Origin of the sequence: Thermaerobacter subterraneus DSM 13965, from assembly GCF_000183545.2 — a bacterium.
Lineage (GTDB): Bacteria > Bacillota > Sulfobacillia > Thermaerobacterales > Thermaerobacteraceae > Thermaerobacter > Thermaerobacter subterraneus.
In genome coordinates this window covers 1,485,993-1,511,936 of record NZ_JH976535.1, presented here as the reverse complement: position 1 = coordinate 1,511,936, position 25,944 = coordinate 1,485,993, and the positions used below count along the sequence as shown (strand labels likewise).

Genomic DNA, 25,944 nt, shown 5'->3' with positions numbered 1-25,944 from the left:
GCGCCGCCAAGACCCCCGGCCGCTGGTGCAGGGCCGTCGCGGCAGGGTGGGGCCGCCGCGGGTGGCACGGTCATCCTTGCCGCCTCCGCCCAGCGGCCGCGGGCCCTCCGCCCCCTTCCAGGGCCGTGGCGGGGGACGGGGCCCCGTCACCGCCGGGCTTCTCCGGGCCGTCGCCGTCCCCGGCGCCCCCTGCTCCGGGCTCCCCGCCGCGGTCAGCAGCGGACGCCCCATCCAGCCGGGGAGGAAGACCCTCCGGATCGGGGGACACGAACAAGGTGCGAGCGTACTCGTAGCGGACGAAGCCGGGCCGGGCGCCCTTGGGCTTGCGCACGTGGCGCGCTTCGGTGTAGTCCACGGCCACCCGGCCCGAGCTCCGGGCCCTGCTGTGGTAGGCCGCCACCCGCGCCGCCGCCTCCAGCGCCTCCGGCGACGGCTCCGCCTCGCGGTGGGCCAGCCGCAAAAGCACGTGGGAACCCGGCACCTGCCGGGCATGCAGCCAGATGTCCCAAGGGTTGGCGACCCGGGTGACAAGGGCGTCGTTCTGCCGGTTATTGCGTCCCGCCAGGATGAGCTCACCCCCCGGCCCGCGGTAGCGGAGGAACCCGGCCCCTCCGTCGCCGGCACGCCGGGCCCGGGAGAGCGGGACTCCCGTGGTCGCCGCGGCCGCAGGACCGGCCGGGCCCCGGTCCCGGCCGCGCCCGGGATCCGCACCCCGGGGGCTTGACCCCTTCGCTGCCGGGAGAGGCTGGGCGGCCAGGTTCGCAAAGGCCGGGGCGTAGCCCTGCTCCGCCAGTTCGGCGGCGATGGCCTCCAGGTCGCCGGCGGAGACGGCCTCGGCCAGGGCCTGTTCCACCGACTCCAGGTACGCCACCTCCTCCCGGGCGGCCTCCAGCAGGGCCGCCGCCTGTTCCCGGCCGCGCCGGGCCTTCTGGTACAGGCGGAAGTAGCGCTGGGCGTTCTCCTGAGGGCTCAGGGCCGGGTCCAGGGGAATGGTCACGGTGGCGCCCTGCGGGTCGTAGTAGTTGGGCAGGGTCACCTCCCTGGCGCCCCGGGGCACCTGGCTGGCGAAGGCCGTCAGGAGCTCACCGTAGATACGGTAGGGCTCGGCCTGCTCGGTGCGCTCGAAGTCTTCTTCCCGCGCCTCCAGGCGCCGCCGGGCGCGGCCCAGGGCCTCCCGCAGCAGCTGCTCCAGCTGCTGGCGCAGGCGCTGGCGGGTCAGGGCGTCCAGGCGCTCCCGGTAAAAGGTGTCACACAGGGGCCAGAGGGCGCCTTGCGGCCGTTCCAGCCGGCCCCCGGGCGGCGGGGTGACGGGGAAGGCGGTGAGGGCGATGGCGGCCCCGGCCGGGTCCCGCACCAGCACCGGGTCGAACCGGCCCTGCCGGGCCGCCTCAAGCCACCCCAGCACCACCCTGGCCAGGGTCTCCCCCCGCCCTGCCCCCTCCGGGACAGCGGTCGCCTCCGCGGGAAGGGGCTTGCCGGTGGCCGGGTCCAGCCCCGCCCGGTGGAGGGCCTCCTGCGCGAGTTCCCGGCCCAGCACCGGCACCTGCTCCAGCAGCCTGCGCCATGCGGGCCGGGACCCGCGGGAGCGGCCGGCGGCTGCCTCGGGGCCCGGTGCCGTGACGGCCTCCAGCCAGGTTCGGCCAAGGGAGCCGGCGTCCCCGTCGGGAAGAGGCGTGGGAGCCGGCGGCGGCTGGTACCGGCTCCCCGGCAGCAGGGAGCGCGAGGCGGAGTCGGGCGTGCGCCGCAGGGCATCGAGGATGCGGCCCTCGCCGTCCGTGAGCACCACGTTGGCCCGCCGCTCCAAAAGCTCGACGATCAGGTACCGGCGCCGGGCCGGTTCGTCCGGGCCGGGGGCAACAAAGGCCAGTTGAACCCAGCGGTCGAAGGCCGGCCCCTGGTGGGCCGCCACCAGGCGCAGCGACTCCAGGTGCTTGCGCAGGAGCATGCAAAAGGCCGGCGGCGCCGGCGGGTTGGCCGGCGGCCGGGCCGTCAGGTGCAGCCGTGGCAGGCTGGGATCGGCTCCGATCAGCAGGTGCACCTCCCGCCCGGCGTACAGCCGCAGCACCAGCAGGTGGGGTTCGGGCTGGTAGATCCGTTCCACCCGGGCGGGCAGCAAGCTGCTCAACTCCTGCAGGACGGCGGCCAGGACCAGGCCGTTCAAGGGTGTCCCTCCCGTGATTTCTGCTGTTGGACCCGATACCAGGTGCGGTTCAACCCGATGCCAGGTCGGAGTAGAGCCCCTTTCACCACTATAGCGCGGCGGCCTGCTACACCGGGGCGGTCCGCGGATGGCGCTGGTCGAAAACTCCGCCCGGCCCCGCGAAGGGATTTGCCCAGCGCCGTCGAAGTCATCCATGACTCGACCGACCGGTCGGTCGGCGCCAGGCCCCCGGCCTCCAGCCACCGCCGCGGCCGGTGGCTGGAGGCCGGCCTGGGGCCGGGGCGCTGCTACCGCCGGGCGGCGGCCGGAACGGGCGGCCGGACCACGATGGGAGGGGACGCGATGCCGAAGGTCTTTCGCCGGGTTGCGGTGCTGGGGGCCGGCACCATGGGCTCCCAGATTGCCGCCCACCTGGCCAACCAGGGCATTCCCGTCGACCTGTTCGACCTCAGCCGGGAACTGGTGGAGAAGGCCAGGCAGCGCCTGGCGGAGCTCAAGCCTTCGCCGATCTACACCCGGGACGTGCTGGACCTCATCTCGCCGGCCTCCTTCCAGGACGAGGGGGATCTGGCGCGCCTGCGCGACGCCGAATGGGTCGTCGAGGCAGTGCTTGAGCAACTGCCCGTCAAGCAGCAGCTGTGGCAGCGGGTGGCCCCCTTCCTGCGGCCGGGGGGCATCTACAGCACCAACACCTCGGGCCTGTCCATCCGGGCCATCGCCAGCGCGCTGCCGGAAGAGGCCCGGCGGCGGTTCCTGGGGACCCACTTCTTCAACCCGCCTCGTTACCTGCACCTGCTGGAGCTGATCCCGACCCCCGACACCGACCCGGCCGTGGTCGAAGCCATGCGCGATTTCGCCACGCGGATCCTGGGCAAGGGGGTCGTGCTGGCCAAGGACACGCCCAACTTCATCGCCAACCGCATCGGCTGCTACGGGCTCATGGTGACGGTCCGGGCGATGCAGGAGTTCGGCCTCGGCCCCGACGAGGTGGACGAGATCACCGGCGAGAACATGGGCCGGCCCAAGAGCGCCACCTTCCGCACCCTGGACGTGGTCGGCATCGACGTGATGAAGGACGTGGCGGACAACACCCGCGCCGCCGTGCAGGATCCGGAAGAACAGGCGGCCTTCACCCTGCCCGAGTTCATGCGCCAGCTGGTGGAACGGGGCTGGACGGGCGAGAAGGCCGGCCAGGGCTTCTACAAGCGGGTCAAGCAGCCCGACGGCAGGCGGGAGATCCTGGTGCTCGATCCTGCCACCATGGAATACCGGCCGCGCCGGCGGCTGAACGCGCCGTCCCTGCAGGCGGTGCGGGCCATCGAAGACCCGCTGCAGCGGATCAAGACCCTGCTGGCGGCGGACGACGTGGCGGGGCGCTTCGCCTGGGAGGTCACCCGGCGCAGCCTGGCCTACGCCGCCAACAAGCTGGGCGAGATCGCCGACGACGTGGCCAGCATCGACCGGGCCATCAAATGGGGCTTCGGCTGGAACGCGGGGCCCTTCGAGCTGTGGGACGCCCTGGGCGCGGCGGCGGTCCTGGAGCGCATGGAGCGGGACGGCGAGCGCCTGCCCGGCTGGCTTGTGGAGGCCATCAAGACCGGGCCGGGCCGGTTCTACGTGGAGAAGGACGGTCGCACGCTGGCCTTGGCGGCGGGCGGCGAGTACGTCCCGGTGGAGGCGGACCCGCGCGCCATCGACGTTCCCCTGCTCTTGAAGCGGAACCGGGTGGTCGACCGCAACACCGGGGCGACCCTGGTCGATCTGGGCGACGAGGTCCTGCTTCTGGACTTCCACGGGCCCAAGCAGGCCATCGGCCCCGACTTCATCCAGATGGTGGAGAAGGCGGTGGCCGAGGTGGAGGCCAACTGGCGCGGCCTGGTGATCTCCAGCCACGTCAAGCCCAACTTCTCGGTGGGCGCCAACCTCATGCTGATGCTGCTGGCGGCGCAGATGGGCGAGTGGGATGAGATCGACGCCATGGTGCGCCGGTTCCAGTACGCCAACATGAAGCTCAAGTACGCCGCCCGCCCGGTGGTGGTGGCGCCGTACGGCATCACCGTGGGCGGCGGCTGCGAGGTGGCCCTGCACGGCGCCCAGGTGGTGGCGTCGGCCGAGACCTACATCGGCCTGGTGGAGGTGGGCGCCGGGGTCATCCCGGGCGGCGGCGGCACCAAGGAGATGCTGCTGAGGGCCATCGAGAACGTGCCGGAGGTCTTCTCGGGCAAGTATGCCCAGACGCCCGGGCCGGCCACCACCGACGTGATGGGCCGGGTCAACCTGCAGGTGCTGGTCAACCGGGTCTTCGAGCTGATCGCCACGGCGCGGGTGGCCCTGTCGGCGGCCGAGGCGCGGCAGCTGGGGTTCTTCCGGAACACCGACCGCATCGTGGTGAACCCGGACCACCTGATCCACGAGGCCAAGCAGGCGGTGCTGGCCCTCGACGAGGCGGGCTACCGGCCGCCGGTGCGCCGGCGCATCCCCGTGGTGGGCGACAGCGGGCGGGCCCTGCTGGAGCTGGCGGCCATCAGCATGCACTGGAGCGGCTACGCCAGCGAGCACGATCTCAAGATCGCCCGCAAGCTGGCCCACGTGCTGGCCGGGGGTGACGTGCCGCCGGGCACCGAGGTGGACGAAGAGTACCTGCTGGACCTGGAGCGGGAAGCCTTCCTCAGCCTGGTGGGCGAGCCCAAGACCCAGGCGCGGATGCAGCACCTGCTCAAGACGGGCAAGCCCCTGCGCAACTGACACCACCCTCGGAAGCGAGGTGAGCGGCATGCGTGAAGCGGTGATCGTAGCCGGTGCCCGGACGGCCATCGGCCGCGCCCAGAAGGGCGCCCTGAAGGACATGCGGGCCGACGACCTGGCTGCCCTGGTGATCAAGGCGGCTCTGGAGAGGGCGCCGGGCATCGAGCCGGGCGAGATCGACGACGTCATCCTGGGCTGCGCCTTGCCCGAGGGCGAGCAGGGGCTCAACATCGCGCGCATTGCGGCCATCCGGGCGGGCCTGCCGACCAGCGTGCCGGGCTTCACCGTCAACCGGTTCTGCTCGTCGGGCCTCCAGGCCATCGCCATCGCGGCGGAGCGGGTGATGGTGGGAGGGGCCGACATCGTCATCGCCGGCGGCGTGGAGACCATGAGCCGGGTGCCCATGATGGGGCACAACCCCTCCCTGAACCCGGCGCTGGTGGCGGAGTATCCCCAGGTCTACATGGGCATGGGCCACACGGCGGAGGAGGTGGCCCGGCGCTTCGGCGTCAGCCGGGAGGACCAGGACCGCTGGGCCCTGGAGAGCCACCGCAAGGCTGCGGCCGCCATCGACGCGGGCCGCTTCAAGGAGGAGATCGTGCCCGTCACCGTGCGCCGGGTGCGGGTGGAACAGGGCAAGCGGCTGGAGGAGACCTTCACCTTCGACACGGACGAGTGCGTGCGCCGGGACACCACCCTGGAGCGCCTGGCCCAGCTCAAGCCGGCCTTCCGCCGGGACGGGTCGGTGACGGCGGGCAACTCCTCGCCCACCAACGACGGCGCGGCGGCGGTGATCGTCATGTCGGCCGACGAGGCCCGGCGCCGCGGGCTGCCGGTCAAGGCCATCTTCCGGAGCTTCGCCGTGGGCGGTGTGGATCCCGACATCATGGGCGTGGGTCCCGTGGTGGCCGTTCCCAAGGCCCTCAAGATGGCCGGGGTGCGGCTGCAGGACGTGGATCTCATCGAGCTCAACGAGGCCTTTGCCGCCCAGGTGATCCAGGTGGTGCGCCAGCTGGAGCTGGATCCCGCCCGGGTGAACGTCAACGGCGGCGCCATCGCCCTGGGCCATCCCCTGGGCTGCACGGGGGCGCGGCAGGTGGTCACCCTGATGCACGAGGCGCCCCGGCGCAAGGCCCGCTACGGCGTGGTGACCATGTGCATCGGCGGCGGCATGGGTGCGGCGGGCGTCTTCGAATTCGCCAGCTGACCCGGGGACCCCGGAGACCTTGGAACCGGCAAGAGCCTTGGGAGGGATGAGGAGCATGGCGGATGCGCAGCCCATGCCGGCGGGCGGCGAGGCCCGCGGGCGCAAGCCGCTGGGCGCGGGCTTCCTCGTGGAAGCCACGGCGCCGGGAGACATCTTCACGGCGGAGGACCTGAACGAGGAGCAGAAGATGATCGGCCAGGTGGCCCGGGACTTCGCATGGCAGGAAGTCCGGCCCCTGATCGACGAGCTGGAGCACGGGCACCACGAGCACTCGGTCGCCCTGCTGCGGCGGGCCGGCGAGCTGGGGCTGCTGGCCGTGGAGATCCCGGCCGCCTATGAGGGCCTGGGCCTCGACAAGGCGACGGCCACCCTGGTGGTGGAGAAGCTGGCGCCGGCGGGCTCCTTCGGCGTCACCTTCGGCGCCCACACGGGCATCGGCACGCTGCCCATCGTCTACTTCGGCAACCCGGAGCAGAAGCGCCGCTACCTGCCCAAGCTGGCGACCGGCGAGTGGATCGCCGCCTACGCCCTGACGGAGCCCGACGCGGGTTCCGACGCCCTGGGCGGCAAGACCCGGGCCGTGCTCTCGCCCGACGGCAAGCACTACATCCTGAACGGGCAGAAGCAGTGGATCACCAACTCCGGCTTCGCCGACGTGTTCGTCGTCTACGCCAAGGTCGACGGCGACAAGATGACCGCCTTCATCGTTGAGCGCAGCTTCCCCGGCGTGTCGGTGTCGGAGGAAGTGCGCAAGATGGGCATCAAGGGCTCGTCCACCCGGACCCTGTACCTCAACGACGTGCCCGTGCCGGTGGAGAACGTGCTCCATGAGGTGGGCAAGGGGCATCACATCGCCTTCAACATCCTCAACATCGGCCGCTGGAAGCTGGCCGCGGGCAACCTGGGCGCCTGCAAGGAACTGATCGCCCTGGCCACCCAGTACGCCCAGGGCCGCAAGCAGTTCGGCCAGCCCATCGCCAGCTTCCCCCTGATCCAGCAGAAGCTGGCCGCCATGGCCGCCCGGACCTACGCCCTGGAGGCCATGGTCTACCGCACCGCGGGCGCCTTCGACGCCAGCCTGAGCGAGATCGACCAGGATGCCCCCGATGCGGGCCGGCAGGCCATCACCGCCATCTCGGAGTACGCCGTGGAGGCGTCCATCAACAAGGTCTTCGGGTCGGAGACCCTGGACTTCGTGGTGGACGAGGCCGTGCAGATCCACGGCGGTTACGGCTACATGCAGGAATACGAGGTGGAGCGGGCCTACCGGGATGCGCGCATCAACCGCATCTTCGAGGGGACCAACGAGATCAACCGCCTGCTGATCCCCCGCGAGCTGATGCGGCGGACCATGAAGGGCCAGCTGCCCCTGATGCAGGCCCTGTCCCGGGTGCAGAAGGATCTGGCCGAGATGTCGCCCCTGGGACCGGCCGGCGAGGCGGCCTCAGGCCCCCTGGCGGAAGAACAGGCCCTCGTCGCCAACACCCGGCGCCTGGGCCTGATGGTGGCCGGCCTGGCGGTGCAGAAGTACATGCAGCAGCTGGAGCACGAGCAGGAGCTGCTGGCCGCCATCGCCGACCTCGCCATCGAGCTGTACGCCATGGAGAGCGCCGTGCTGCGGGCCCTCAAGGCCGGCGGCTCCGGCATGCACGCCGACCTGGCGCGGCTGTTCGTGGCCGGCAGCCTGGACCGGGTGGAGATCATCGCCCGCAACGCCCTGGCGGCCATCGAGAGCGGCGACACCCTCCAGGTCCAGCTGGGCATCGTGCGGCGCCTGCTGCGGCGGGAACCCGTGAACCAGGTGGCCCTGGGACGGCAGGTGGCCCGGGCGGTGCTGGAGGCCGGCGGCTACCCCCTGGCGGCCCGCTGAGAGCGGACCGGGCCGGCGGCGTCACCGGGCGCAGGGCGCGGGAGGCCGCACGCGGGCGCAGGCCCACCACCCCGGGGCCGGCCCCACCGGAGCGGCGCGAACGGCCTGCCCGCGGCCCCGGCGGTGCCCCGGTGGCGAGGAGGCCGTAGCGCCAGGACGGCGGTTTTGTGGCGAGCGGGCCGCCGGGGGCCGCCCGAGCCCCGGCGAGGGCGGCCCCCGGCGGCCCGCTCGCCACAAAACCGCCGTCCTGGCGCTACGGCCTCCTCGCCACCGGGGCACCGCCGGGGCCGCGGGCAGGCCGTTCGCGCCGCTCCGGTGGGGCCGGCCCCGGGGTGGTGGGCCTGCGCCCGCGTGCGGCCTCCCGCGCCCTGCGCCCGGTGACGCCGCCGGCCCGGTCCGCTCTCAGCGGGCCGCCAGGGGGTAGCCGCCGGCCTCCAGCACCGCCCGGGCCACCTGCCGTCCCAGGGCCACCTGGTTCACGGGTTCCCGGGGCAGCAGGCCCCGTGGCAGGCGGCCCGGGAGAGCATCTCCGTCAGGGGTCTCCAGACGCCCCCGGGGGCCGGTATCGCTTCTCGGCGCCCCGGTGGAGCGCCCGCCCTCCAGGGGGTTCCTCCCTGGGCGGCCGGCAGCCCGGCCTCGTCCAGATCTTCGCCCCGCGCCCACCCGGCTCCGCCGGGCATCCCGGCCACCGCACCGCCGCCGGGCACCGCCTGCCAGGGCAAGCCGGCGTGACCCGGGCCTGCACCCGGGACCGGATGACCCTCGCCGCCCGGCAGCTCGCCGGCGTGGTGCCCGGCGGTGCCGTCGTGGCGGGCCCCCCCGTCCTCCGCGGCGCGGGCCAGGTACTCGAGGATCTCGCTCAGGACCCCGGCTTCCACCCGGTGACGCAACACGGCGGGCGCGATCTCCAGGACATCGGCCCGCAGCACCTGCCGGCGCCCGGCCCGGGCTGCGTAAAGGGCGGCCCCGTGACGCCAGGCTTCCAGCGCCCGCAGGCTTTCCAGCCGGAACTGGACGTAGATCTCCGCCAAAAGCTCCAGCAGGGACTCGGGAAACTCCGGCCGCCGGGCGGCTGCTTCCCGCCAGCGCCGGTCCCAGGGGTCGTCCATCGCCCCGGCGCCGGCAGGCTCCCGCTCCCCTCGCTCCCCTGCCGCCAGGGACCGGGCTGCCGGGGGCGCCTCCTGCACGGCCGCGGCCGCCGCCTCCCCGGCGTCAAACGCCCCCCCGGCCGGACCGCGCCGCACCTCGGTCATGCCGGTTCCCAGAGCGTTCCATCGTCCCTCGCGTTCCGCGCCGGTGAGCCCGGTACCCAGCGGAGCAGCAGGATCGGGTGGGGGCGCGATCCCGGCGGCCCCGGAGGCCCCGTCCGGCTCCCGGCGCGGGCCGGTCCCCGCACCGGACGGCGCCGCGGGCCGCTCTCCCTCCAGCCGGGCGGTGGATTCCGCCTCCTGCCCCCTGGTACCCGGCCCGCCGTCCGCCTGCACCGCGGCCTCCTGCGCCCCGCCCGCGGCGGCCCCTTCGGGGAGCGCGGGGGCACCACGCCCCTCCTGCCCGGGCAGCACGGCGGGCCGCGCCTCGCGCCCCGGGAGCCCAGCCGGCCGGTTCGCCCCGGTACCCGCCCAGCCGGCCCGGGCCGCTTCGGCCAGCGCCCGGGTGCGGGCCTCGCCCAGGAGCAGGATGCGCTTGACCAGCCACGGCTCTCCCGGCCGCCGCACGTCCAGCACCAGGTCGAAGCGGTCGGACAGCTGGCGGCGGATCTCCTCCAGGGGACCCGGTTCCTCGTCGGGGTTCGACGCAGCCCAGACCGCCACCCGCACGGGGATCTCCACGGGCGGCAGCCCCGTCTCCTCGATCTGCAGGCGGCCGGGCTTGGTACCCATCACGTCCAGCAGGCAGTCGGCCAGTTCGGGCGCCACGTCGGCCAGGCGGTTGATCTCGTCCACCAGCACGATGCCCCGGTGGGCCTGGGCCAGGGTGCCGGGCAAAAGGGCCGCCTCGGGGCGGGCGGGGTCGGTGAGCCGTCCCAGGTCCAGGCTGCCCGTCACCGTCCCCACCTTGGCGGAGGGCGAGATCTCCCGGAAGGGCATGGGGATCCACTCGGTGCCGTGGGCGGCGATCCGGTCCGGGGTCCAGTGGGCGTGAAGCGGGCAGTGGGGGGCCTGAGGATCGCAGTTGTAAGGACAGCCGCGGATGCGCTCGATGCGCGGCAGGATCCGCCGGGCCGCGCGCAGGATGGTGGTCTTGCCCGTCCCCCGCACGCCCTCGGCGTGCAGGTGGAGGGGTTCGCCCCACAGCTGGGCGATGATGGACATCTCCACCGCTTCGAAGAGCTGGCGATTGCCCTCGTGCCGGATGAGGGACGCGTAATCCTGCATGCAGCCACACCCCCGCCCGCCGTGATCGGCATCCCCGAACGGCGGCTCGCCGGGACCTTCGTGCCCGGACGAACCCGCCCGGTCCGCCCGCCTCGCCGCCGGGCCACCGGGCGCCGAACACCCGCCCGGAGCCGGACGTGCGGCCTGCCTCCCCGCCCGGCCACCGGGCGTTGACCGCTCACCCAGGGCCGGCCGGACCGCCCGCCCGCCGGCCCGTCCCAGGGAGGCCCCGCCGTCCGGGTCCCCTTGGGCGGCAACGGCTGCGGGTTGCCCCGGTACGCAGCCTGCGGGGCCACCAGGCCGGAACGGCGGATGCCGGCGGCGCAGGTTAGTCTGGCCGCGCCCTCAAGAAAAAAACCACCGGACCGGAAGGCCCGGTGGTGGCCACGTTTTTCCGTTGTCCGGACGCCGCCCCGCGGCCCGGCGGCCGGTGGGCCCGGGTGCCGGGCCGCCCGGCCGGCAGGCCCCTAGCCGTAGGCCGCCAGGGGCCCGGAACGGCACTGGCAGCCCCGGCCGGTCCGGCCGGTCCCTACCCCGCCGCCCGCGCCTGGGCCTGCCGCCGGGCCGCGCGCTGGCGCAGGACGTACCAGAGGGGACTCGCCACGAAGATGGACGAGTAGGTGCCGAACAGGATGCCGAAGAACATGGCGCCCGCGAAGGCCCGGATCGTCTCGCCGCCGAAGGCGAAGACGGCGGCCAGGGCCATCAGGGTGGTGGTGCCGGTCAAGAGCGACCGGCGCAGCACCTGCCGGATCGACCGGTCGACCAGCTCCTCCAGGGGCTCCTTCCGCCGCAGCCGCAGGTTCTCGCGGATCCGGTCGAAGACCACCACGGTGTCGTTGATCGAGTAGCCGAACACCGTCAGGACGGCGGCGATGAAGGAGGAGTCGACCTGCCACTGCAGGAGGGCAAAGAGGCCGACCACCATGAACACGTCGTGCAGCATGGCCAGGATGGCTGCCACCGCGAACCAGAACTCGAAGCGCACCGTCATGTAGACGATCATCCCGACGGTGGCCAGCCCCAGGGCCAGCAGGCCCTTTTCCTTGATCTCGCGCCCGATCACCGGGCTGATGCTGTCGAACTGCTCTAGCTGGACCGGTGCCACCTGCGTGCCCAGGGCCTCCAGCACCTTCTGCTGGGTGGCCTGGTCCACGTGGGGGGTGCGGACCAGGGCGACCTTGCCGCCCTCCGCCAGCTGGACGATGGCGTCGTCCAGGCCCTGTTCCTCCAGCACCGACCGCACCGGGCCCGCTTCTACCGGCCGCTCGAAGCGCAGGGTCCAGGCCGCGCCGCCGGTGAACTCCACGTTGTAGTTCAGCCCGCGCACCGCCCAGGCGATCATGCCGGCGGCCAGCAAGAGCAGGCTCAGGGCAAAGGCCACGCCCCGGGTGCGCACGAAGGAGAAGCCCTTCACCGCGCCTCACCCCTCACGCCGAACAGCCGGGCGGGCTGCCGGAAGAGCTCCGAGTCCACCAGGTTCCGCAGGAAGAACCGCGTCAGGGTGATGGCGGTGAACATGCTGGCCACCACGCCGACGGCCAGGGTGACGGCAAAGCCGCGCACCGGTCCGGTTCCCAGGCCGTAGAGGACGGCGGCGGCGATCAGGGTGGTCAGGTTGGAGTCCAGGATGGCCGAGAAGGCGTTGCGGAAACCGGCTTCCAGGGCCGCCCGGATGGTCTTGCCGGCCCTGAGCTCGTCCTTGATGCGCTCGTAGATCAGCACGTTGGCGTCCACGGCCATGCCCAGCGACATGACGAACCCGGCGATGCCGGGCAGGGTCAGGGTGGCGTTGAGCCCGTAGAGGGCGCCGGCGGTGATCAGCATGTAGACGGCCAGCGCCACCACCGCCCAGAAGCCGGGGATCCGGTAGATCACCAGTATGAAGGCTGCCACCGCAGCCGCGCCGACGATCATCGCCTCGACGCTGCGCTGGAGGGAATCGCTGCCCAGGGTGGCCGACACGGTGCGGTTCTCCACCACCTGCAGGTCGACGGGCAGGGCGCCGTAGCGCAGGGCCACGGCCAGGCGCTGGGCCTCCTCGAAGGTGGGGATGCCGGTGATCTCCGCCCGGCCGTTGGTGATCACGGCCTCCACCGTGGGCGAGGAGATCACCTGCTCGTCCAGCACGATGAAGATGGGTTGGCGGTAGAACTTGCGGGTCGCCTCGGCGAACTTCTCCGTGCCCTCGGCGTTGAACTGCAGTTGCACCACGGGGCGGCCGGCCTGGTCGGCCGCCACCTGGATGCCCCCGGCCACCAGCTGGTCGCCGGTCACCACCACGCTGCCGTCGGGACCGAGGAATTCCAGGCGCGCCGTGCGCCCGATGGTCTCGATGGCCTTTTGGGGATCGTCCACGCCGGCCAGCTCCACCACGATGCGGTCCTCGCCCTGGCGCTGGATCACCGGTTCGGCCACCCCCAGGGCGTCCACCCGGTTGCGGATGATCTCCACCGCGTCGTCGATCTTCTCGCGGGTCACGGGGTTGCCGGGCTTGTCCACGCCCTGCAGCACCACCCGCACCCCGCCGGCCAGATCCAGGCCGCGGTTGATGCGGTTCTGCAGCTTGAACTCCAGCAGCGTCCACGCGGCGATACCGCCCAGGACCGCCAGGCTGGCGACCAGGGCCAGTACCGCCCGCCACCTGCGGCGCGCTCGCATGCGGCCGCCCCCTCCCTGCAACGACTTGGACCCGAAGCCGCCCCAAGGCGGCCCCGGCTCGCAGCCATACCCGCCGGCACAAAAAAGCGGCCCCGGCCGGGGTCTCCGGTGGCCGCGTCCCCCATGCGCCCCGCCCCGTCTCGCCGGGGCCCGGGTCCGGCTGGACGCCACCCCCGGGCCGCCTGCGGCCGGACCGGTCCGCCTTCGGGCCGGGCCTGGGTTCGGGCCGGGGCCCCAGGCGGGGCGCCCGCCCCGGGAACCCGGCGCGCCCAGGGTGGGACCCTCGCGGCGCTCCACGGGCGGCCGCTGCGGAAGGCGGCGGCCGGTGCCGGCGGCCGTCCCCCGCGAGCTGCCGCACGGCGGCCGGCGCCACCGCGGCCGGCGACGGCCGGCGGAAAAACCAGGGGCCGCAAAATCCGAAGCCGATTATAACACCGCACCCCGGCCCCTTGAAGCCGTGGTTTCCCAGGGGGTCCCCAGGGAACCTTGTGACCAGCGGAGGCCTCCCGGGGTCCACGCCCCCGGCAGGCCCTCGCCCCGCCGGCCGGCGCCCTCCTTCCAGGCGGCGCGCGCCGGCCCGGAGCCCGGCGCCGTCCCGGCGGAGAAGCTGCCACCAGGAGGATGGAACCATGAAGTCACCCGATCGGCCTGAAAGCCCCGCGCAGCAGGGCCCGGCCGGCGAGGCCCCCATCCCGAAGCCCGGCGCCCTGCGCCGGGAGCCCCACTTCCAGCAACCGGCCGTCCTGGCAAGCTTCCGCGACCCGGATGGCGCCCAGCGCGCGGCCGAGGCGCTGAAGGCCGCCGGCTACCGGCACGTGCAGATCGACCGGCTGCAGCCGGTCCGGGAAGAACGGGGAAACCAGTGGGACCAGCCCGTACCGGACACCCTGACGGGCGCCATGGACCGGGACCGGCGGGCCCTGGCCGCCATGTCCCCTACGGTCAGCGGCTGGTCGGACGATGAGCTGGTGGGGGACATGCCCTACCTGCTCACCGTACCCCTGGAGCCCGGACAAAGCCGGGACCAGGCGGCCGCCATCGTGCGGCAGCACGGCGGCCGGGTCTAGAGCAGGGCGCCTTGGGCCGGGCGCAGCCCGTCAAGCCCCGCTGGCCGCACGGGCCGGCACCGGCGCGGGCGGCTGCCGCAGGGCGGGGTGCACGAAGGAGAGGACCGCCGGTACCAGGAAGAGCACCGAGATCCCCCACATGGCGCCCGGCAGGGAGCCCAGGGCCTGCTCCAGCCAGCCCGCCAGCAGCGGGCTGGCCGTCATGCCCACGTAGATCAGGGCGTTGCGCGTGGCCTCGACCCGCCCCAGGTAGGCCGGGTCGGTGGCCTCCTGCACCCAGGCCACCTGGGGGGCCAGGAAGGCGGCGTTGCTCACGCCCATCAGGACGTAGGCCACCATGGCGACCTCGAAATCCCGGGTCCCCGCCAGGATCACCAGGGCCAGCCAGGCCCCCAGGTAGCCCGTGCCGATGATGACGCGGCGCGGCCAGACCTTGCCGCGCCGGGCCACCACGGCATTCCCGGCGATCATGCCGGCACCCATGGCGGCCAGCAGCACCCCCCAGCGCTCGGGAGGCACCTGGAGCAGGGCCGGCACGGCTTTCTGCATCAGGGCGTTGGCACCGTTGGCGCCCCAGGCGAAGCTGCCCATCAGCAGCAGCAGGGCCCACACCGTCCGGTTCTGGCGGTGGTAGCGCAGTCCCGCCACCACGTCCTGCCAGACGCCGGCCGCCCCCCGGGCCGGAGCCCGCCCGGCTCGGGCCCTCTCATCCAGGGCCAGGCCGGCCAGCTGCCACGCCGAGATGAGGTACGACAGGCTGTCCAGCCAGAAGGCCGGCGCCATGTACAGCACGGGATGAAGGGCGCGCCCCGCCGCAATCAGGGCCGTGGCGCCCACCGGCGCCAGGATGTCCACGAAGGAGCGGGTCGCCGAATGGTAGGCGTTGGCCTCCAAGAGCGCGTCGCGGCTGACCACCGCGGGCAACGTGCTGCGCCAGGCCGGGAAGAAGAAGGTGCTGGCCGTGCCCAGGGCCAGGGCGGCCAGATACACCTGCCACAGCTGGTCTGCAAAGGGCACCAGGAGCACCACGGCGGCGCGCACCAGGTCGCTGGCCACCATGACCCGCCGGCGCGGCCAGCGGTCGGCCAGGGCGCCCGCCAGCAAGCCGAAGACCGCCTGGGGCAAGTGCTGCATCATCAGCACGATGCCGATGGCCATGGGCTGGTGCGGAAAGCGGTCCAGCACCAGCGTGGCCAGGGCCACGGCGCTGAACCGGTCGCCCGCCCAGGACACGGCCATGGCCAGCCAGTAGCGGCGGTAGGCGTGGAACCGCTGGAGCATCTCAAAGAAACCGTACGACTTCACGCCATCTGGCGAATCCCCCGCTCGACCCAACGGACCGTCCTCCCCAATGTCTCTTGGTGCTGACCGCCATGGGATTCGGTGTCGGCAGTGACACTTCCTACCTGTTCAGGCCCCGATTTGGGGAGGGATCCCGCTGGCCTCCCGTCCCTGGCGGCACCCGCGCCGGGACCGGGCCGCCTCCGTCCTCGTCGGCGGGCCCGACCAGCAGCTGGCGGCGGTCGCCGTCCCTCCGGGTCCAGCGCCGCCGGTCGAAGTACTCCAGCAGCGGCAATGCCCACTTGCGGGTCACGCCCAGGGCATCCCGCGCCTCCGCCACGGTGAACGGGCCCACCCGCTGCTGCAGATCCGCCAGGCGGTTCCGGGCATCGGCAAGGGCCGCGGGCGTGAGCCAGAGTCCGGGCGCCACGCGCACCAGCCGGCCGCGGTGCTCCAGCAGGGCCAGCAGGGCCGCCACCTCTTGCTCCGGAAGCCCCGCGGCGGCCGCCGCGGCCTCCGGCCGGTCAGGCGGCGCCAGGTGCGCCTCGCGGTACACGGCCTCCAGGCGCTCCAGCCGGGCTTCTACGCCGGGGTCGCCACCGGGTCGCCAGCCGGGCCGGTGGAACCGGTCCTCGTCGAGGGCCAGGCGGCCCTCCGCCAGCCAGTGTTCCAGCAGCGCCTGGCCGGCAGCGGGATCGCCTCCGGCCTGCAGGGCGTGGAGCAGGGCATCCCGCCGCATGCCCCGGTCCAGGGGATGCTCCTGGTGATAGGCATGCAGCACCTCCGCCAGCCGGCCCGCCAGGCGGTCCAGGGCGGCCGGGTCGATCCAGACCCCCTGCCCCAGGGAGCGCGCCTCGCCGGCCCGCCGGGCGGCCTGCAGCCAGGCTTCCACCCGGGGTACCGGCTGGCCGGTTTCGCGGGCCAGGCCCGCCACCGTCACGGGGCGCCCGGCCCAGGCCAGCCGGGCGGCCAGGGCGCGGGCCGGTTCGTCCGCAAGAAAGGCGTCGAGCCAGCGGGCCGGGCGCTGGCGCCGGGTCCATGGCCGGCCGGTGTCGGCCACGATGCCGCCGCCCGCGGTGTGCGGGGGAGAGTAGGTGCGCAGGAGGAAGCGGTCGCCCGGGGCCACCACCAGGGGCGCCTCCAGCCGGATCGCCACCCAGCCTTCCTCGCCCGGCGCCCAGGGACGGGCGGGCTCCAGCAGGCGCACGCGGCCCAGGACCTCGGCTGCACCGGCGTGGACCCGTACCCGTTCCTGGTGGCGCAGGGGCCAGGGTGCCCGGGGCAGCCACCGGGCGCGCCCCGCCAGCCATGTGGTGGCGGCCAGCGTACCGGGTTGCAGGACCACCTGGCCGCGCTGCAGGTGGTGGTGGTCGACCCCGGCCAGGTTGACGGCCACCCGCTGCCCGGCGACCGCTCGTTCCACCGCCCGGCCGTGCACCTGCAGCTGGCGGATGCGCGCCTCCCGGCCGCCCGGTTCGATGACCACCCGCTGGCCGGCCTCCAAGGTGCCGGAGACCAGCGTGCCCGTGACCACCGTCCCGAAGCCGGTGACGGTGAAGACCCTGTCGATGGGAAGGCGCGGCAAGCCGCCGGCATCCCTAACGGGAACGCGGGCCGCCGCCTCCTCCAGCGCCGCCAGGAGCCGGTCCAGACCGGTGCCGGCCGGCGGTGCGACCCGCACCAGCGGCGCCCCCTCCAGGAACGTCCCCCGCAGGGCCGCCCGGATGTCCTCCTCCACCAGGTCGAGCCAGGCAGGGTCGTCCACGGTGTCAACCTTCGTCATGGCGATGAGCCCGTGGCGCACGCCCAGGAGTTCGAGGATGTCCAGGTGCTCGACGGTCTGGGGCATGACCCCCTCGTCGGCGGCCACCACCAGCAGCACCAGGTCCATGCCGTGCACGCCGGCCACCATGTTGTGGATGAAGCGCTCATGGCCGGGCACGTCGACGATGGCCGCAGGCCGGCCGCCGGGCAACCGGAAGGGCGCGAAGCCCAGATCGATGGAAATGCCGCGCCGCTTCTCCTCCTGGAGGCGGTCGGTGTCCACCCCGGTGAGGGCGCGGACCAGGGTGGTCTTGCCGTGGTCCACGTGGCCGGCCGTGCCGATGACGAAGGGCAACAGCCCGCCGGACGGCCCGGCGTGGGGTTCAGCGGTCGGGATCATGAATGCCATCCTTCCTCGCCAGGGCTGGTGTTTCGCGCACCGGTCTTCGTTGACACGGTGCGGCGCCGCCTCTATAATGCCAGTTGCGGTTGCACGCCGCCTTGTGTTTTTTGGAACCGCGGGCCGTAGCGCAGCTTGGTTAGCGCGCCACGTTCGGGACGTGGAGGTCGCCGGTTCAAATCCGGCCGGCCCGACCGCTCGACACGGCCGGACACGAGGCCAGGAGGCCGGACCCCGTCGGGGTCCGGCCTCCTGGCCTTCAGGCGCCCGGCCTGGTGGACCCGCCCGGTCCCCCCGGCCGTTCCCCTGCGGCCGCCTTGCGCCAGCGCCCACAAAAGAACGCCCGGAACGGGCCGCCCAGCGCCACCGTGCAGCCCACCGTCTATCCCTGGAGCCCGCTGCCCGGAAGGGCGGCACCGCCCGCTCCCACCTGCTCGCTCTCGCCGCCGCCCGCGGCGGCCGGTCCGGTGCCGGTCCGGGCCGCAGGCAAGCCTTCCGGTGCGGCAGGTCCTTCCGCGGAGCCTCCTCCGGCGCCCGCCCCCGCCGTCTCGGCATCCGCCGGCGCGCCGGATCCTGCCTGGCGGTCCCCCTGGGTGCCTTCCTCGGGGGAGAGGGCCGCGGCCTCCGGCGGAGCCCCGGCCGCAGCCGCGCCTGCAGGGGCATCCGCCGGGCCGGGCGCCTTCACCCGGGCCGGCGCCTCCGGTTCCGACGGGCGCGCGCTCAGCTCCCGGCGCGCCGCCTCCAGGGTGGGCACCAGGTTTTCGTACGTGCAGCGGCGGATGGCCTCGTCCAGCGGCAGCCACTGGGCGTCCCGCAGTTCCTCCCGCTGCACCCGGATGCCGTGGTTCAGCGCCCTCACGAGAAAGTAGTGGACCGTCTTGTCCACGTCCTCATCGCCGTCGCGGAAGCGATAGCGCACCGGCGGCAGGCGCGTCTCCAGGGCCCCGACGATTCCCGTTTCCTCCCGGATCTCCCGCAAGGCGGCCGCTTCCGGTGTCTCGCCCGCTTCGATGCCGCCCTTGGGCAAGGCCCAGTGACCGTAAGCGTCGAGGATCATGAGGACCTCTACGGCCGGCTCGGGCCGGCGGTCCCTTTCACCGGACGAACCCGGTCCGGGCGCATCCGGCCCCGGCGCTCCGCCGGCGCCTGCGGGGGCACCGGCACGCCGGTACACCACGCCGCCGGCGGCCTGCCGTTCGATCATCGCCCATCCCTCCCACCGGGCGGCTGGCCCGCCAAAGGATGGATATGCCTCATGCTATAATGGTAAACGAACCCGCCGGCTGGCAACCGCCGAGGTGAGCCCCGTGGAGGTTGGCAAGCGGATCCGGGATCTGCGCCGGCAACGCGGGATCAGCCTGCGCGACCTGGCACGCCGCTCCGGGGTGTCCAAGGCCTACCTGTCCCAGCTGGAGAACGACCCTGCCCGCAAGCCTTCCGTCGACGTGGTGCTGCGCATCGCCGCGGCCCTTGAGGTGGATCTGGCGGAACTGGTAGGACCCGCCACCGTTGGCGATGGCGCCGGTGAGCAGGCGCCCGGGGCTGGTGGACCCCCTCCGGGCGAAGCCGGCCCCCCGCCGCCATGGGAAGGGGCGGCCCGGGCAGAAGTGGCGGCGGCCGGGGATCGCACCCTGGCGCCGCTTTCCCCGGCTCCGGGTTCGTCCGGTGCTCCGCCCGCGACCGGATCCCGTGCGCCGCGGCCAGCCTCCGGGTTCGCGCCCGGCCCCCCGCAGGCCGGCCACAGGGTCCCGGAGCGAACGCCGACCCCGGAGGGAACTCCGAGGGCCCTGGATCAGCTTCCCTGGGCGCTGCGGGTCTTCTGGCAGGAACACCCCGAGGTGCCCGAGGAAGAAATCCGGTCCCTGGCCACCATCACCTGGAAAGGCAGGCGCCCCTTCACGCCCACGGACTACTGGGTCCTTCACCAGGTCCTGACGGGAATGACACGGGGACTCTAGGTGCGGCGGCCGCCGGCTCCCCCGCCGGAGGCCGCCCCAGCCCGTACCAGAGCCAGTCCAGGTCCCCGGCACAGCCCGCCTGCCAGAGCCCGACCGCTGCCGCCACGACCGCACGGGCCGTCGCCGTGGCGGCCACCGCGGGCTGGTCGGCGGTGACGCCCCCTTGGCCCGGCCCGTCCGACCGCAGGCCTCCGGCCTCCCGCAACGGACCAGCCGGGAGTCCGCCACCGGCCCGGGCAGGCGGTCCAGGCCTGCCGGGCTCTCCGATCCCGGATCCGCACGGGCCGGCTCCGGGCCCGGGCACCCCGCCTTCCTGCAGCAGCCGCGCCTCGCCGCGCCGGGCGCCCTCTTCCAGCAAGCGGGCCAGGGCCTGGACTAAAAGGGCCGTCACCGGCCAGCCGGCCGGCAGGCCCCCGGCGGCGGCCGCCTGCCGGCCCGCCGCGCGGCCCGCGGCCCGGGTTTCGACGGCCGCTTCCGCTTCGCAGGCCAGCCAGGGCAGGGCTTCCACCAGCACCTGCCGGAAGGCTGCCCAGCGCTCCCCGGCGGGAAGGCCCGGGGTCAGGTGGACCCGTGCCAGCTGGCGCCCCAGGCGGGCGGCCTGTTCCTCCAGAACGGCCCGCAGCAGGGAAGGCTTGTCCGGAAAGTGGGCGTACACCGTGCCCACGGCCACCCCGGCGGCCGCCGCCACCTGGCGCAGGCCCGTGGCGTGATAGCCCTGCTCCAGGAAGAGGCCGGCCGCCGCCCGCCGGATGCGGCCGGCGGCACCGGCCCCCGAAGAAGCGTCCCGATGCACCCGGGAGGAAATCCCCCGGACCCGGGCGCCGCCCTCTGCAGCCGCGCTCATGCCAGGGCTTCCACCGCCTGGCCCGCTTCCGCCAGGAGGGCCCGGGCGATGACCATGCGCTGGACCTCGGAGGTTCCCTCGTAGATCTGGGTGATCTTGGCGTCCCGCATCAGGCGCTCGACCTCGAAGTCCTGCAGATAGCCGTAGCCGCCGTGGATCTGGACCGCCTCGGTGGTCACCTTCATGGCCACCTCCGAGGCGAAGAGCTTCGCCATGGCGATCTCCTTGCTGGCCCGCCGGCCCGTGTGGACGCTCTGGTCGTAGAGCACGGCTGCCCGGTAGACCAGCAGCCGGGCCGCCTCCACCTGGGTCGCCATGTCGGCCAGCTTGAACTGGATGCCCTGGAAGCTGCCGATGGGACGTCCGAACTGGCGCCGCTGGCCGGCGTAGGCCACCGCCCGGTCCAGGGCCGCCTGGGCGATGCCCACCGCCTGGGCACCGATGCCCACCCGGCCGTTGTCCAGGGTGGCCAGGGCGATCTTGTACCCCTGCCCCTCGCGGCCGATCAGGTTCTCGGCGGGCACCCGGACCTGCTCCAGGATCACGTCGGTGGTGGCCGAGGCGCGGATGCCCATCTTCTTGAAAGGCTTGCCGAAGGAGAGGCCGGGCGTGCCCTTCTCCACCAGGAAGGCACTGATGCCCCGGGAGCCGGCCGCCGGGTCGGTGACGGCAAAGACCACGTACAGGTCGGCCACGCCGCCGTTGGAGATGAAGGTCTTGCGCCCGTTCAGCACGTAGTGCTCCCCGTCCCGGACCGCCGTGGTCTTGAGGGCGGCGGCGTCCGACCCCGCGTCGGGCTCCGTCAGGCAGAAGGCCCCCAGCCGTTCGGCCCGGGCCAGGACGGGCAGCCAGCGGGCCTTCATCGCCTCGCCGGCCCAGCGGTTGATCAGCTCGCCCACCAGGCTGTTGTGGACGTCCATCACCACGGCCGTCGCCGCACAGGCCCGCGCCACCTCCTCCAGGCAGATGGCGTGGGCCAGGGTGTCCATGCCCCCGCCCCCATAGGCCTCGGGGATCATCATGCCGAGATAGCCATGCTCCGCCAGCCGGCGCACGTTTTCCCACGGAAACTCGCCGGACTCGTCGTAGGCGGCGGCCCGGGGCGCCAGCTCCCGCTGGGCGAACTCCCGCACCGCCGCGCGGATCTCCTCATAGGTCGGATCCAGCAGAAAAGGAGGGCTCCCCATCTCCCTGCCTCCTCAGGTGCCGTGGAACCGAAGGGCGTCGGGTGTCGCTCCCGGAGGTGCCGGCCCCGGGCGGGCCGGTTCCTGGCGAAGGAATGCCAGCAGCCGTTCCGCGGCCTCCCCCGGGCTCAGCTGCCGCCCGGCCACGGCGCGGGCCAGCTCGTCCCAGCGGCCGCCGGCCTTGAGGCGCTCCCACAGCCGGGCCAGCACCTGCTGCCGCAGCGCTTCTTCCGCCTGCCAGCGATGGCGCAAAGCGCCCGCTGCCGTGCTTTCCAGGTGCTCCCGGTGCCGCCTTAGGGTCCGCACCAGCTCGTCCACACCCGTCCCGGCGGTCGCCGCCGCCTCCAGCACCGGCGGTTTCCACCCGGGATCCCGGGGCGCTCCCAGGTCCAGCATCTGGCGCAACTCCTGCACCGTGCGGGACGCGCCGGGCTGGTCCGCCTTGTTGACCACCAGGATGTCGCCCGCCTCCAGGATGCCGGCCTTGGCGGCCTGGACGTCGTCTCCCAGGCCGGGGGCCAGCACCACCACCACTGTGTGGGCATAGCGCATGATCTCCACTTCCGACTGGCCGGCTCCCACCGTCTCCACCAGCACCGTGTCCATGCCGGCGGCATCCAGCAGGTGGATGACGTCTCCCGTGGCCCGGGAGAGACCCCCCACCTGGCCCCGGGAGGCCAGGCTGCGGAAGAACACGCCGTCATCCACGGGCCCGTGGCTGAAGCGGATGCGGTCGCCCAGCAGGGCGCCGCCGGTGAAAGGGCTGGAGGGGTCAACCGCCACCAGCCCCACCCGCTGGCCGGTGTCCCGCAGGTGCCGCGCCAGGGCGGCGGCCAGGGTGCTCTTCCCCACCCCCGGCGCGCCCGTCAGCCCCACCACATGGGCCCGGCCCGTGTGGGGATAGATCCGCCGCAGCAGCTCGTCGGCGCCAGGGTGGCGGTTCTCGACCCAGGTGATGGCCCGGGCCAGGGCGCGCCGGTCCCCTGCCAGCACCCCCTCGGCCAGCTGGTCGGGCCGGGCGGCCCGGGTCACCGGGCCTCCCCCCGCCGGCGGGCCACGGCCTCCCGGGTGAAGGCCACGATCTCCTCGGTGCTGGAGCCCGGGCCGAAGACCCGCTCCACGCCGGCCTCCAGCAGCCGGGGCACGTCCTCGGCGGGGATCACCCCGCCCACCAGCACGATCACATCATCCCGCCCCACGTCCCGCAGGGCCTGGCAGACCCGGGGGATCAGGGTGTTGTGGGCGCCGGAGAGGATGCTCAGCGCCACCACATCCACGTCTTCCTCCAGCGCCGCCCGGGCGATCTGCGCCGGCGACTGGTGGAGGCCGGTGTAGATGACCTCCATCCCCGCGTCCCGGTACGCCCGGGCGATCACCTTGGCACCCCGGTCGTGGCGGTCCATGCCGGGCTTGGCCACCAGCACGCGGATGGGGCCGTGGGCGCCCGGCGCCTCGTTCACCGTCACCGGTGTGGTTTCCATGGCCTCTCCCGCCTCGCTCACGCTCAAAAGATCGCCCGGTCGCGATACTCACCGAAGACCTCTCGCAAGGTGTCGCACATCTCGCCCAGGGTGGCGTAGGCCCGGGCGCACTCCAGCAGGCGCGGCATCAGGTTCTCGCCGCTGCGCGCCGCCGCCTTGAGATCGCGCAGGGCCTGGCTGACCCGCCGGTTGTCCCGGGTGCGGCGGATGTCCCGCAGCCGCTGGACCTGCCGCTGCTGGACCTCGTCGGGCACCCGCAGGATCTCGGGCTGCTCTTCTTCCTCCAGGACGTACTTGTTGACCCCCACCACGGTGATCTCCCCGGACTCCACCTGCTGCTGGTAGCGGTAGGAGGCGTCCGCGATCTCCTTCTGGAAGAACCCGGCCTCGATGGCGGGGATCACGCCGCCCAGCTCGTCGATGCGGCGGAAGTAGTCCCGGGCCCGCCGCTCCATCTCGTCGGTCAGCCACTCCACGAAGTACGAGCCGCCCAGGGGATCGACGGTGCTGGTCACGCCGCTCTCCTCGGCGATGATCTGCTGGGTCCGCAGGGCGATGCGCACCGCCTTCTCCGTCGGCAGGGCCAGGGCCTCGTCGAAGGAGTTGGTGTGGAGCGACTGGGCGCCCCCCAGCACCGCGGCCAGTGCCTGCAGGGTAACCCGGACGATGTTGATCTCGGGCTGCTGGGCTGTCAGCGTGCACCCCGCCGTCTGGCAGTGGAACCGCATCTTCCAGGAGCGGGGGTCCTTGGCCCCGAAGCGCTCCCGCATCTCGACGGCCCAGATGCGCCGCGCCGCCCGCAGCTTGGCGATCTCCTCGAAGAAGTCGTTGTGCACGTTGAAGAAGAAGGAGAGCCGGGGCGCGAAGCGGTCCACGTCCAGCCCCGCCTCGATGCCCGCCCGCACGTACTCGAAGCCGTTGGCCAGGGTGAAGGCCAGCTCCTGCACCGCCGTCGACCCGGCCTCGCGGATGTGGTAGCCCGAGATGCTGACCGTGTTCCACTGGGGAACGTGGTCGGCGCAGAAGGCGAAGATGTCGGTGATGATGCGCATGGAGGGGCGCGGCGGGAAGATGTAGGTGTTCTGGGCGATGTATTCCTTGAGGATGTCGTTCTGGATGGTCCCCCGCAGCCGGTCGAAGGGCACCCCCTGCTTCTCGGCCGCCGCCAGGTACATGGCGAAGATCATCGCCGCCGGCCCGTTGATGGTCATCGACGTGGACACCTGGTCCAGGGGGATGCCGTCGAACAGCACCTCCATGTCCGCCAGGGTGTCCACGGCCACCCCCAGCTTGCCCACCTCGCCCTCGGACATGGGGTGGTCGGAGTCATACCCCAGCAGGGTGGGGAAGTCGAAGGCCACGCTCAGCCCCGTCTGGCCTTCCCTGAGCAGGTACTTGAACCGCCGGTTCGTCTGCTCGGCGGTGCCGAAGCCGGCAAACTGGCGCATGGTCCACAGCCGGCCGCGGTACATGGTGTCGTGGATGCCGCGGGTGGACGGCCACTGGCCCGGCACGCCCAGCCGCCGGGCGGCCGCCGCGCCGGGCACATCCTCGGGCCCGTAGCAGCGCTTGACCTCGATTCCCGACAGAGTCTCAAAACGCGGCCGCCGCTCCCGCCCCGGGGCCGCGGCCTCCGCCGGGGCGCCCGCTGCCGGTTCCTTCGCCATCCCGGTTCACCCCTCTCCCAGCCTCCGGGCTCCGGGACCGGGTGGATCCCCGATCCCGTCGCCTCTGCCGCCGCAACCCGGGCCGGACCGGGACGGTCCGCGCCCGGACCCCGCGCCGTGCAGGCCGGCCAGGCGGTGGCCGCCCGCACCGCCCCGCAGCCTTCCCGGCCATTTGCGGCCCAGGTCGTGCCGCCCCGCCCCCGCATGGTCCCCTTCGCTGCGGCCGGCGGGGCCAGCCGCCATCACCCTCCGCCAGAAGCTAAGCCAGCCAGCGGGCCACCTCGGGCGCATGATACGTGATGATGGCATCCGCTCCCGCCCGGCGCATGGCCGTCAAAGTCTCCAGCACCACGGCCCGCTCGTCGACCCAGCCCTGGGCCGCCGCCGCCTTGATCAGGCTGTACTCGCCACTGACATTGTACGCCACCACCGGGACCGGGAACTGCTGGCACACGGCGCGGATCACGTCCAGGTAGGCCAGGGCGGGCTTCACCATCACCAGGTCGGCCCCCTCCTCCAGGTCCAGGGCCACCTCCCGCAGGGCCTCCCGGACGTTGGCCGGGTCCATCTGGTGGGTCCGCCGGTCACCGAAGGCCGGTGCCGAGTGGGCCGCCTCGCGAAAAGGCCCGTAGAAGGCGGACGCATATTTGACGGCGTACGAAAGGATGGCCGTGTCCTGGAAGCCGTTCTCGTCCAGCACCCTGCGCACGGCCCCCACGCGACCGTCCATCATGTCCGACGGGGCGACCCAGTCGGCGCCCGCCCGGGCGTGGGACAGGGCGACCTGGGCCAGCTGCTCCAGGGTGGCGTCGTTGTCGATGCGGCCGTCGGGGGTCAGGATGCCGCAGTGGCCGTGGCTGGTGTACGCGCAGAGGCACACATCGGTGATGACCAGCAGGTCCGGCAAGGCCTCCTTGAGGGCGGCAACGGCCTGCTGCACTGCGCCGTCCGGGTCGGCGGCCTCGCTGCCGCGGTCATCCTTCTGCCGGGGGAGTCCGAACAGCAGCACCGCCCGGATCCCCAAATCATAGACCTCCCGGGCCCGCTCCACCGCCCGGTCCACGGAACGGTGCTCGACCCCCGGCATGGAAAGCACGGGTTCCACCACGTCCCTGCCGGGAACCACAAACATGGGGTAGATCAGCCGGTCGGCGGTGAGGTCCGTCTCGCGCACCAGGCTGCGGACCACGGGGGTGGCGCGCAGCCGACGCGGCCGGTGTACGGGGAACGCCATGGAAGTCACCTCGGATCCGCGTCCGGCCCCAGCCGGGCCGGTTCG

At 73.4% G+C, this 25,944-nt stretch carries 18 protein-coding genes and 1 tRNA gene; 6 read left to right on the top strand and 13 right to left on the bottom strand.

What is annotated here, in order from left to right:
* Positions 1 to 70: 70 nt before the first annotated feature.
* Positions 71 to 2,161 (bottom strand): Rqc2 family fibronectin-binding protein, encoded by a 2,091-nt coding sequence (locus tag THESUDRAFT_RS06250; protein ID WP_006903908.1) that lies wholly within the window; start codon positions 2,159 to 2,161, stop codon positions 71 to 73.
* A gap of 342 nt (positions 2,162 to 2,503) precedes the next feature.
* Here THESUDRAFT_RS06250 and THESUDRAFT_RS06245 point away from each other — a divergent pair, with 342 nt between their 5' ends.
* Genes THESUDRAFT_RS06245 through THESUDRAFT_RS06235 form a run of 3 tightly spaced genes read left to right on the top strand, consistent with a single transcriptional unit; the run spans position 2,504 to position 7,983 of the window.
* Positions 2,504 to 4,906, top strand: coding sequence for a 3-hydroxyacyl-CoA dehydrogenase/enoyl-CoA hydratase family protein (locus THESUDRAFT_RS06245; protein ID WP_006903907.1), 2,403 nt, complete (start codon positions 2,504 to 2,506; stop codon positions 4,904 to 4,906).
* 28 nt (positions 4,907 to 4,934) lie between these two features.
* A complete protein-coding gene (locus THESUDRAFT_RS06240) occupies positions 4,935 to 6,113 on the top strand; it encodes a thiolase family protein (RefSeq protein WP_006903906.1) in 1,179 nt (392 codons plus the stop codon).
* 55 nt (positions 6,114 to 6,168) lie between these two features.
* Positions 6,169 to 7,983 carry an acyl-CoA dehydrogenase family protein gene (locus THESUDRAFT_RS06235; RefSeq protein ID WP_006903905.1) on the top strand — a complete coding sequence of 605 codons (1,815 nt, stop codon included), beginning with the start codon at positions 6,169 to 6,171 and terminating at the stop codon, positions 7,981 to 7,983.
* A 476-nt stretch (positions 7,984 to 8,459) separates the two neighbouring features.
* On the opposite strand, the gene THESUDRAFT_RS13710 is transcribed toward THESUDRAFT_RS06235, so the two are convergent.
* The 3 genes from THESUDRAFT_RS13710 to secD all read right to left on the bottom strand — a co-directional run bounded on the left by THESUDRAFT_RS13710 (position 8,460) and on the right by secD (position 13,019).
* Positions 8,460 to 10,358: a hypothetical protein gene (locus THESUDRAFT_RS13710; RefSeq protein ID WP_006903904.1), complete on the bottom strand. Its 1,899-nt coding sequence runs from the start codon at positions 10,356 to 10,358 to the stop codon at positions 8,460 to 8,462.
* Between the two features lie 529 nt (positions 10,359 to 10,887).
* On the bottom strand, positions 10,888 to 11,775 hold the full coding sequence (gene secF, locus THESUDRAFT_RS06225; protein WP_006903903.1) for a protein translocase subunit SecF: 888 nt from the start codon (positions 11,773 to 11,775) through the stop codon (positions 10,888 to 10,890).
* Entirely contained in the window at positions 11,772 to 13,019 is a 1,248-nt protein-coding gene (gene secD, locus THESUDRAFT_RS06220; protein ID WP_006903902.1) for a protein translocase subunit SecD, read from the bottom strand. Before secD ends, secF begins: the two co-directional genes overlap by 4 nt.
* 629 nt (positions 13,020 to 13,648) lie before the next feature.
* On the opposite strand from secD, the gene THESUDRAFT_RS06215 reads away from it, so the two are divergent.
* Positions 13,649 to 14,086, top strand: coding sequence for a hypothetical protein (locus THESUDRAFT_RS06215; RefSeq protein ID WP_006903901.1), 438 nt, complete (start codon positions 13,649 to 13,651; stop codon positions 14,084 to 14,086).
* A gap of 30 nt (positions 14,087 to 14,116) precedes the next feature.
* Here the strand turns inward: THESUDRAFT_RS06215 and THESUDRAFT_RS06210 are convergent, their stop codons facing one another.
* On the bottom strand, positions 14,117 to 15,391 hold the full coding sequence (locus tag THESUDRAFT_RS06210) for an MFS transporter (RefSeq protein WP_242823263.1): 1,275 nt from the start codon (positions 15,389 to 15,391) through the stop codon (positions 14,117 to 14,119).
* A 97-nt stretch (positions 15,392 to 15,488) separates the two neighbouring features.
* Positions 15,489 to 17,531, bottom strand: a complete 2,043-nt coding sequence (gene selB / locus THESUDRAFT_RS06205) for a selenocysteine-specific translation elongation factor (protein WP_006903898.1) — start codon at positions 17,529 to 17,531, stop codon at positions 15,489 to 15,491.
* Positions 17,532 to 17,650: 119 nt separating this feature from the next.
* Between selB and THESUDRAFT_RS06200 the strand changes: the two genes are divergently transcribed.
* Positions 17,651 to 17,725: transfer RNA gene (locus THESUDRAFT_RS06200), tRNA-Pro, on the top strand.
* Positions 17,726 to 17,913: 188 nt separating this feature from the next.
* Here the strand turns inward: THESUDRAFT_RS06200 and THESUDRAFT_RS14970 are convergent.
* Entirely contained in the window at positions 17,914 to 18,735 is an 822-nt protein-coding gene (locus tag THESUDRAFT_RS14970) for an NUDIX hydrolase (RefSeq protein WP_006903897.1), read from the bottom strand.
* 103 nt (positions 18,736 to 18,838) lie between these two features.
* Here THESUDRAFT_RS14970 and THESUDRAFT_RS12250 point away from each other — a divergent pair, with 103 nt between their 5' ends.
* Positions 18,839 to 19,489, top strand: coding sequence for a helix-turn-helix domain-containing protein (locus THESUDRAFT_RS12250; RefSeq protein ID WP_006903896.1), 651 nt, complete (start codon positions 18,839 to 18,841; stop codon positions 19,487 to 19,489).
* Here THESUDRAFT_RS12250 and THESUDRAFT_RS12245 read toward each other — a convergent pair.
* From THESUDRAFT_RS12245 to hemB, 6 genes are all read right to left on the bottom strand, one after another.
* Complete coding sequence (locus THESUDRAFT_RS12245) at positions 19,428 to 20,333, bottom strand: TetR/AcrR family transcriptional regulator (protein ID WP_006903895.1); 906 nt, start codon at positions 20,331 to 20,333, stop codon at positions 19,428 to 19,430. The two genes, THESUDRAFT_RS12250 and THESUDRAFT_RS12245, sit on opposite strands and share 62 nt — an antisense overlap.
* A complete protein-coding gene (locus THESUDRAFT_RS06180; protein WP_006903893.1) occupies positions 20,330 to 21,520 on the bottom strand; it encodes an acyl-CoA dehydrogenase in 1,191 nt (396 codons plus the stop codon). The genes THESUDRAFT_RS12245 and THESUDRAFT_RS06180 overlap by 4 nt, the downstream gene beginning before the upstream one ends.
* A gap of 12 nt (positions 21,521 to 21,532) precedes the next feature.
* Entirely contained in the window at positions 21,533 to 22,549 is a 1,017-nt protein-coding gene (gene meaB / locus THESUDRAFT_RS06175) for a methylmalonyl Co-A mutase-associated GTPase MeaB (RefSeq protein ID WP_006903892.1), read from the bottom strand.
* A complete protein-coding gene (locus tag THESUDRAFT_RS06170; RefSeq protein WP_006903891.1) occupies positions 22,546 to 22,998 on the bottom strand; it encodes a cobalamin B12-binding domain-containing protein in 453 nt (150 codons plus the stop codon). Before THESUDRAFT_RS06170 ends, meaB begins: the two co-directional genes overlap by 4 nt.
* 23 nt (positions 22,999 to 23,021) lie before the next feature.
* Entirely contained in the window at positions 23,022 to 24,665 is a 1,644-nt protein-coding gene (locus THESUDRAFT_RS06165) for an acyl-CoA mutase large subunit family protein (RefSeq protein ID WP_006903890.1), read from the bottom strand.
* 259 nt (positions 24,666 to 24,924) lie between these two features.
* On the bottom strand, positions 24,925 to 25,899 hold the full coding sequence (gene hemB, locus THESUDRAFT_RS06160; RefSeq protein WP_006903889.1) for a porphobilinogen synthase: 975 nt from the start codon (positions 25,897 to 25,899) through the stop codon (positions 24,925 to 24,927).
* Positions 25,900 to 25,944: the final 45 nt, after the last annotated feature.

Bases quoted from the DNA above. Each gene is read 5' to 3' on its own strand.
- THESUDRAFT_RS06245 (WP_006903907.1), top strand. From the start codon at position 2,504: ATGCCGAAGGTCTTTCGCCGGGTTGCGGTGCTGGGGGCCGGCACCATG.
- THESUDRAFT_RS06240 (WP_006903906.1), top strand. From the start codon at position 4,935: ATGCGTGAAGCGGTGATCGTAGCCGGTGCCCGGACGGCCATCGGCCGC.
- THESUDRAFT_RS06235 (WP_006903905.1), top strand. From the start codon at position 6,169: ATGGCGGATGCGCAGCCCATGCCGGCGGGCGGCGAGGCCCGCGGGCGC.
- THESUDRAFT_RS13710 (WP_006903904.1), bottom strand. From the start codon at position 10,358: ATGCAGGATTACGCGTCCCTCATCCGGCACGAGGGCAATCGCCAGCTC.
- secD (WP_006903902.1), bottom strand. From the start codon at position 13,019: ATGCGAGCGCGCCGCAGGTGGCGGGCGGTACTGGCCCTGGTCGCCAGC.
- THESUDRAFT_RS06215 (WP_006903901.1), top strand. From the start codon at position 13,649: ATGAAGTCACCCGATCGGCCTGAAAGCCCCGCGCAGCAGGGCCCGGCC.
- selB (WP_006903898.1), bottom strand. From the start codon at position 17,531: ATGATCCCGACCGCTGAACCCCACGCCGGGCCGTCCGGCGGGCTGTTG.
- THESUDRAFT_RS14970 (WP_006903897.1), bottom strand. From the start codon at position 18,735: ATGATCGAACGGCAGGCCGCCGGCGGCGTGGTGTACCGGCGTGCCGGT.
- THESUDRAFT_RS12245 (WP_006903895.1), bottom strand. From the start codon at position 20,333: ATGAGCGCGGCTGCAGAGGGCGGCGCCCGGGTCCGGGGGATTTCCTCC.
- THESUDRAFT_RS06180 (WP_006903893.1), bottom strand. From the start codon at position 21,520: ATGGGGAGCCCTCCTTTTCTGCTGGATCCGACCTATGAGGAGATCCGC.
- THESUDRAFT_RS06170 (WP_006903891.1), bottom strand. From the start codon at position 22,998: ATGGAAACCACACCGGTGACGGTGAACGAGGCGCCGGGCGCCCACGGC.
- THESUDRAFT_RS06165 (WP_006903890.1), bottom strand. From the start codon at position 24,665: ATGGCGAAGGAACCGGCAGCGGGCGCCCCGGCGGAGGCCGCGGCCCCG.
- hemB (WP_006903889.1), bottom strand. From the start codon at position 25,899: ATGGCGTTCCCCGTACACCGGCCGCGTCGGCTGCGCGCCACCCCCGTG.